The sequence below is a fragment of the Streptomyces hainanensis genome, assembly GCF_004348415.1.
Lineage (GTDB): Bacteria > Actinomycetota > Actinomycetes > Streptomycetales > Streptomycetaceae > Streptomyces > Streptomyces hainanensis.
Genome location: NZ_SMKI01000437.1, coordinates 1 through 6514 on the forward strand (window position 1 = coordinate 1; position 6514 = coordinate 6514).

Annotated in this window: 5 protein-coding genes; 3 read left to right on the forward strand and 2 right to left on the reverse strand. The window is 73.5% G+C overall.

The window, feature by feature from the left end; all coding sequences use genetic code 11:
- Both E1283_RS29345 and E1283_RS29350 read right to left on the reverse strand, forming a co-directional pair.
- Positions 1–2070, reverse strand: a 2070-nt coding sequence (locus tag E1283_RS29345; RefSeq protein WP_132821198.1) for a sensor histidine kinase, incomplete at its 3' end; no start/stop codon positions are given.
- A gap of 479 nt (positions 2071–2549) precedes the next feature.
- Positions 2550–3566 (reverse strand): AraC-like ligand-binding domain-containing protein, encoded by a 1017-nt coding sequence (locus E1283_RS29350; RefSeq protein WP_165956293.1) that lies wholly within the window; start codon positions 3564–3566, stop codon positions 2550–2552.
- A gap of 153 nt (positions 3567–3719) precedes the next feature.
- Between E1283_RS29350 and E1283_RS29355 the strand changes: the two genes are divergently transcribed.
- The 3 genes from E1283_RS29355 (at position 3720) to E1283_RS29360 (ending at position 6495) form a co-directional block, all read left to right on the forward strand.
- Positions 3720–5171: an FAD-dependent oxidoreductase gene (locus tag E1283_RS29355; protein ID WP_132821200.1), complete on the forward strand. Its 1452-nt coding sequence runs from the start codon at positions 3720–3722 to the stop codon at positions 5169–5171.
- Between the two features lie 183 nt (positions 5172–5354).
- Positions 5355–5426: a putative leader peptide gene (locus tag E1283_RS40025; RefSeq protein ID WP_425086252.1), complete on the forward strand. Its 72-nt coding sequence runs from the start codon at positions 5355–5357 to the stop codon at positions 5424–5426.
- 160 nt (positions 5427–5586) lie between these two features.
- Positions 5587–6495 carry an ABC transporter permease gene (locus E1283_RS29360; protein WP_132821201.1) on the forward strand — a complete coding sequence of 303 codons (909 nt, stop codon included), beginning with the start codon at positions 5587–5589 and terminating at the stop codon, positions 6493–6495.
- The last annotated feature ends 19 nt before the right edge of the window (positions 6496–6514 follow it).

The following is a 6514-nucleotide window of genomic DNA, read 5'->3' on the forward strand; positions in this document are numbered from 1 at the left end:
GACCGGGGCCGGGGCCGGGTGCCCGGTGTCGCGCGCCCAGGTGGGCATGCCCGCCGACGCCCGCGCGCCGTCCGCCTCGGCCGGTGCCGCAGGTGGCGCGTGCGTCAGCGGTGCCGCGTGCGTCAGTGGTGGCGCGTGCGCCGCCGGCGCGGCCGGGCCGGCGGACGCCGTGCCGGCCATCACCGCGGCGGGCTCGGGCTCGGGCTCGGGCCCCTGGCCTCTGGCCCCGGCATCCTGCAGCAGCTCCGTCGGCACCAGCACGATGGCCGAGGTCCCCCCGTAGGGCGAGGGCCGCAGGGTGATCATGACGCGGTGGCGGGCCGCCAGCCGGGCCACGACGAACAGCCCGAGACGGGTGTCCTCCGTGAAGCCCATCACGTTGAACTCGGGCGCCGCGACCAGCAGTCGGTTGGCCTCCGCGCGCACCTCGTCGCTCATGCCGATGCCGCGGTCCTCGATCTCGATGCCGAGCCCCTTGGGCACGACCTCGGCGCGGATCTGCACGCTCGTGTGCGGCGGGGCGAACGTCGTCGCGTTCTCCACCAGTTCGGACAGCAGGTGCATCATGTCGCCGGCCACCGGGCCGGCGAGTGTGACGTCGGGGATCCCGGCCAGCTTGACCCGCGAGTAGTCCTCGGTCTGCGAGGCCGCGGCGCGCAGGATCTCGGTCAACGGCACCGGGCGGCGCCAGCGGCGGGCCGGCATCGCGCCGCCGAGGATGGACAGGTTCTCGGAGTTGCGCCGCATCCGGGTCGCGAGGTGGTCCACCCGGAACAGCTCGGCGAGCAGGTCGGGGTCCTCCTCGCTGTCGCGTTCCAGCGTGTCGAGCAGCGCGAGTTGACGGTGCACGAGACCCTGGCTGCGCTGCGCCAGGTTGAGGAACACCCGGCTGATGCCCTCGCGCGTCTCGGCCTGTTCGATCGCCGCGCGCACCGCGATGCGCTGCGCGGTGGCGAACGCGCCGGCGACCTGGCCGATCTCGTCCGAGCCGTGCCCGGTCTCGGGGACGGCGTCGGCGAGTTCGACCCGCTCGCCGCGCTGGAGCCGGCCGACGACGTCGGGCAGCCGCTCCTCGGCCAGCCGCAGCGTCGCGCCGCGCAGGTCCCGGAGCCTGCGGATCAGCGCCCGGGACACCAGCACGGAGATCAGCACGGCCAGCGCGATGGCCAGCAACGCACCCACGCTGGTCAGGATCACCGAGGTCATCAGGTCGTCGACCCGGTCGTTGGCGAACCCGACGGCGAAGTCCACCTGGTCCAGGGTGAGCTGCTGAAGACTCCCCGCCACCTCCAGCATCGAGGACTGCCACTCCTCGAAACCGGGCGCGATCCGGCCGGTCTCCACCGCCGACTGCTCCGCGTCGACCAGCATCGACCACTCGGGGGCGGCGGTGATCTCCTGGTGGTGCTCCGCCTGCGCGCCGCGCAGCGCCGGCGCCACCACCTCCCACTGCTCCCGCTGCACGCCGACGAGCCCGGCGAGCTGCCGCTGTTCGGCGGCGGACATCCCGGTGGGCGACGACAGCCCCGCGGACAGCACGGCGTTCTGCCGGGCCAGGCTCTCCAGCGCGCGGAACAGGTCCGCGGCGGTCGTCCCCTCGTTGAGCGCCTCGGAGTCGTTGGTGAGCCGGGCCTCGGCCTCGAAGTAGCGCATGCCGGTGCTCACGGCGCCGGTGTAGAACTCGTACGCGGCGCCGTGGTCCAGCTGGCGCGCGTCGATCTGCTGCCGAAGGTCCGGCAGCATCGCGAGGCCCTGGCCGATCTGCTCGTAGATCGCCTTGAGCGCGGGCGGGTTGTTCTCGACGACCGGCGCCGCCGCCTCGTTCATCGCCGCGAGCCGCCGGTCGGTGTCGGCGCGCTGCTCGTCGAGCGCGTCCGGATCCGCCTCCGGGTGGCTCAGGTAGATCATCGACAGCCGGCGTTCCTCCTGCAGCGCCACCATCGCCGTCACCCCGTTGACGCCCACCGCCTCCACGTCGCGGACGGTCTGACGCAGGTCCAGCGCCTCGTTGAACCCGCTGACCGTGTACGTGCCCCAGAGCGCGGTCAGGGCCAGGCTCGGAATCAGCACCAGGACGAGGACGCGGGACCGGATCGACCACGGGCCCCGCCGTCCGCGCGGCCGGAGCGGCGACCGCCGGGCCGTCCGCTGCCTGCCGCGAGCCCGCCGTCCACGTCTGCCGGCGGTCGACCGGGCGTCGCGTCCCGGCTCGGCGGCCTGCGCGGGGGTACTCCCGGCGGTGGTTGTCTCGGCGTCATGCGGTGAATCTGACAGCAAGTCGTGAATTCCCCTGCCTGGTGGACATCCGGAGCATTCACTGCGACACCCCGTACGACAACGGCGCCCACGATGCTGGAGCCCGGGGCGCCGTTGTCGACGATTCGCGAACACGAATTCGTCAATTCACGCACCGGTGTTTCGCGGACACCCGACGATCACGACGCCCCCGCGATCGGTCGTCACGCGGGCCGCTGGCGGTCGTCGCGCGGGCCGGTGGCGGTCGTCGCGCGGGCCGGTGGCGGTCGTCACGACGACCGTGCGGCCGGTCGTCACGCGGGCCGGTCGCCGGCCTGGGACTGCCGGTACGCGCTGGGCGTGAGGTCGTAGAACTGGCGGAACATCCGGGTGAACACGGTCGGATTCTCGATTCCGACGGACCGGGCGATCGCCGCGATGGGGCGCTCCCTCCGCCGCGGGCTCGCCAGGCTTCTGCGCGCCTCCTCCATCCGGCTCCGGCGAATGTACCGGGCCGGTGACGTGCCGCTTTCCCGAAAGACGAGCTCGACGTAGCGCACGGAGACCCCGAACGCCGCCGCCATCGTCCTCGCCGACAGCTCGGGATCGGCGAGCCGCCGCTGAACGAAGTCCCGCATGCGCAGGAGTTGGGCGCGGTGACCGAGAAGGCCGTTCACCGCCGTCTGATCGCCGAACTCGTCGGAGCGCAGCGCGGAGAAGACCAACTCGCGCATCACGTAACCCAGTTCCGGCAACAGGTCCGGATCGAACCGCTCGCCGCCGGCGTGCACCTCGGTGATCGTGGCCAGCAGGACGCGCAGCACCGGGTTCTCGGCCGCGATGCGCCGCCCGATCCGCTCCCGGTCGACCGGCATGACCCGCGCCACGTCCGCGCGTGGCAGCGTCAGCACCAGGTGGTGCGCGAACTCGTCGGCGCTGAGCTGGAAGGGAGCCGTGCTGTCGAGCAGCACGGCGTCGCCGCGGCGCAGCTCCGACCGGGTGTTCCCGCTGAACGACGAGCTGTTCTCCAGGGCGATGGAGAGCAGGTAGAAGTCGTCCTGGTTTCCCAGCAGCATCCTGGGCGTGCGCACCACGCGTACCGGATCCGAACCGACATCCGTCAGGGTGAGGCATCTCAGGTCGAGTTGGCGGAGCCAGCCGTGGTAGCCGGCGTCGTGCCCGGTGCCACCCATCGGGATCGCGTCGAGCTCGATGAGGGAGTCGTGCAGCATGCCCCGCCAGGCGTCGACGTCGGCCGACGGGCCACCGACCAGCCGGGGCCGGTTCGGGGTGCTGTCGGCGCCGGGCGGCATTCCGTGGGGTGAACTCATCGCACGGTCCTGCCTTCGTAGGAGTCGGACGAGCCAGAAAATGTACAGACCGGGTGCGCGGATGGTCGGTTCGGGACCGGATCGGAAGTTCACCATGATCTCCGCCGCCGGCCGCAGCTCCAGGTGCGCGGAAGCGGCCGACAGGAGGTTGCCATGCGGAGGGCCGCCGTACTCGGGGGCAGCATCGCGGGACTGCTGGCCGCCCGGGTCCTCAGTGACCACGCGGACGAGGTGGTGGTCCTCGAACGGGACGACATCGCCCCCGCGGGCGACTTCGGGGACGGTCGGGATCCCCGGCCAGGGGTCCCGCAGGGCACCCAGATGCACGCCCTGCTGGACGCGGGCCGCCGCGGGATCGAGCAGTGGTTCCCCGGCTTCTCCGCCGAGATCGTCGCCGCCGGCGCCGCGCACGCGGACACCGGGGCGGGCGTGCACAGTTACCTCGACGGCCGCCGCAAGGTCCTGGTCGGCGGCGTGGAGATGGTCAGCGCCACCCGGCCCTTCCTGGAGGCGCACCTCCGCCGCCGGGTGTTGGCGCTCGACGCGGTGCGGCTGGTCAACGGCCGGGTGCGGGGGCTGGTCTTCACCGGCGACCGGGTGACCGGGGTGCGGTACGCGAGCGGGGCGGGCGCGTCGGGCGCGGCCGGCACGTCGGGCGCGTCGGGCGCTGCGCGCACGTCGGGCACGTCGGGCACCTCGGGCACCTCGGGCGACGACGTCCTGGACGTCCTGGACGCCGACCTGGTGGTCGACGCGACCGGCCGCGCCAGCCGGATCGGGGCCTGGCTGGGCGAAGCGGGCTGGCCGGAACCGGCGTTGCGGCGCATGCACGTCGACCTCGGCTACGCCACCGCGCTGTTCCGGCGCTCCGGGGGACCGCACGAGGCGACGCTGGCGCAGTCGCTGGCGATGCTGCCGGACGGCCGGCTGCGCCTCGGCACCCTCGGCCGGGTCGAGGGCGACCGGTGGGTCGCCCTGGTGGCCGGCTACGCGGACGACCGCCCGGGCCGGGGCGTGGCGGAGTTCCTGCGCCGCTGCGCGGACGACCCCGCCGAACCGTTTCGCCAACTGGCCGCGGACGGCGAGCCGATGGGCGAGCCGGTGACCTACCGGCATCCGGACAACCGGCGGCGCGACTTCCACCTGCTGAAACGATTCCCCGCAGGACTCGTCGCGGTCGGCGACACCCTCGCCTCGTTCAACCCCATCTACGGCCAGGGCATGTCGTCCGCCACGATGCACGCCGCCTGCCTCGCGGACTACCTCGCGTCCGGGCCGTCCCCGCGCGACCCGGCCTGGTCCTACTTCAAGCGGACCCGCGCCGTCGTGGACGACGCGTGGCAGACGTCCGCCCTCAACGACCTGAAGCTGCCGCACGTCACCGGACCCCGCCCCCGTGGCTTCGGCGTCGCCTCCCGCCTGAGCGACCTCATCGTCCGGGCCTCGGTGACCGACCCGGTGATCCACCGACGCTTCCTTGACGTGATGCACATGCTGTCCCCGGCCAGGACACTGATGCGCCCGGGAACGCTGTTGCGGGCGGCGCGGGCGGTGCGCCGGCAGGACCTTCCGGCGGCGGGCGCGCCGCTCGACACCACCGTGTGACACCTCGTCGGGCGGCCCACCACCGCGTGGGCCGCCCGATCACCCGCCGCTTCCCGCGGCTTCCCGCCGTGTTGCTTTCGTGCGGCGCGGCGTGCGGCGAACCGTACGGTGATCCGTACGACGAGGCCCGGCAAGATCCGCCGCCCCCTTGGCGGCGGCCGCGCGGCAGTGTAAAAATGCCGCGTGCTCACCTTCCTCGTGGCTCGTCGGCACATCGACCTCGGCCGGTCCACCAGCGCCTCCTGTTGCGCCTGACGCCCTGATCCCGAGCGGATCCCCTCCCGCGGCAGCGCGGTCCTGACGACGGACCCTGCCGAGCGCGTCCTTCTCCACGAGACCGGCTTCCCGCCTCGACTTCCGCGTGCCCGCGCCTCGTTCGGGCTGTCGGCTCGTGCCGTCCCCCACGGAGCACCCCATGCCGCCGCTCGTCCACGCGTCCAGGAACACCACCGACTCCGCGCCCACCGACTCCGGGCCCACCGACTCCGCGCCCACCGAGGACGCGGCCCCCTCCGCCACCCGACGCCGCCGCGACGTCTCGGGACCGCTGCGCCGCGTCGGGCTGCGGCTGCTGGCACTCGGAGTGCTGCTGGGCGCCTGGCAGACCGTCGTGGTGCTCGAACTGTGGCCGCCCGTGCTGGTGCCGTCGCCCGCCGACGTCGTCGACGCGCTGGTGCGGACGTCGACCGAGAACGACGGCGTCCGCGGCTACCAGGGGCACTACCTGATCGAGCACCTGGGCGTCAGCCTGCGCCGGATCGCCGTCGGCGCCCTGATCGGCGTGGGCGTCGGCCTGGCGCTCGGGCTCGTCATGGGAACGCTCGGCTGGGTACGGGTGGTGGTCGAACCCTGGGTGGCGTTCCTGCGGACGCTGCCGCCGCTCGCCTACTTCAGCCTCCTCGTCATCTGGTTCGGCATCGACGAGTCCCCCAAGATCTGGCTGCTGGCCATCGCCGCCATGCCGCCGGTCGCGGTGGCCACCGCCGCGGCCACCGCCTCGGCGCCGGTCTCGCTGGTGGAGGCGGCCCAGGCCATCGGCGCCGGGCGCCGTCAGGTGATCCGCTCCGTCGTCCTGCCCGCCGCGCTGCCGGAGATCCTCACCGGCGTGCGGCTCGCGGTCGGCATCGCCTACTCCTCGGTCGTCGCCGCCGAGACCGTCAACGGCCTGCCCGGCATCGGCGGCATGGTCCGTGACGCGCAGCGCTACAACCAGTCGGACGTCGTCATCCTCGGCCTCTTCGCCATCGGCCTCTCCGGGCTGCTCATCGACAGCGGCCTGCGGCTGCTCGAACGCCGGCTGGCGCCCTGGCGCGGCCACATCTGACGCCGATCCCGCCCGTCCC

Bases quoted from the DNA above. Each gene is read 5' to 3' on its own strand.
- E1283_RS29360 (WP_132821201.1), top strand. From the start codon at position 5,587: ATGCCGCCGCTCGTCCACGCGTCCAGGAACACCACCGACTCCGCGCCC.
- E1283_RS29350 (WP_165956293.1), bottom strand. From the start codon at position 3,566: ATGAGTTCACCCCACGGAATGCCGCCCGGCGCCGACAGCACCCCGAAC.
- E1283_RS29355 (WP_132821200.1), top strand. From the start codon at position 3,720: ATGCGGAGGGCCGCCGTACTCGGGGGCAGCATCGCGGGACTGCTGGCC.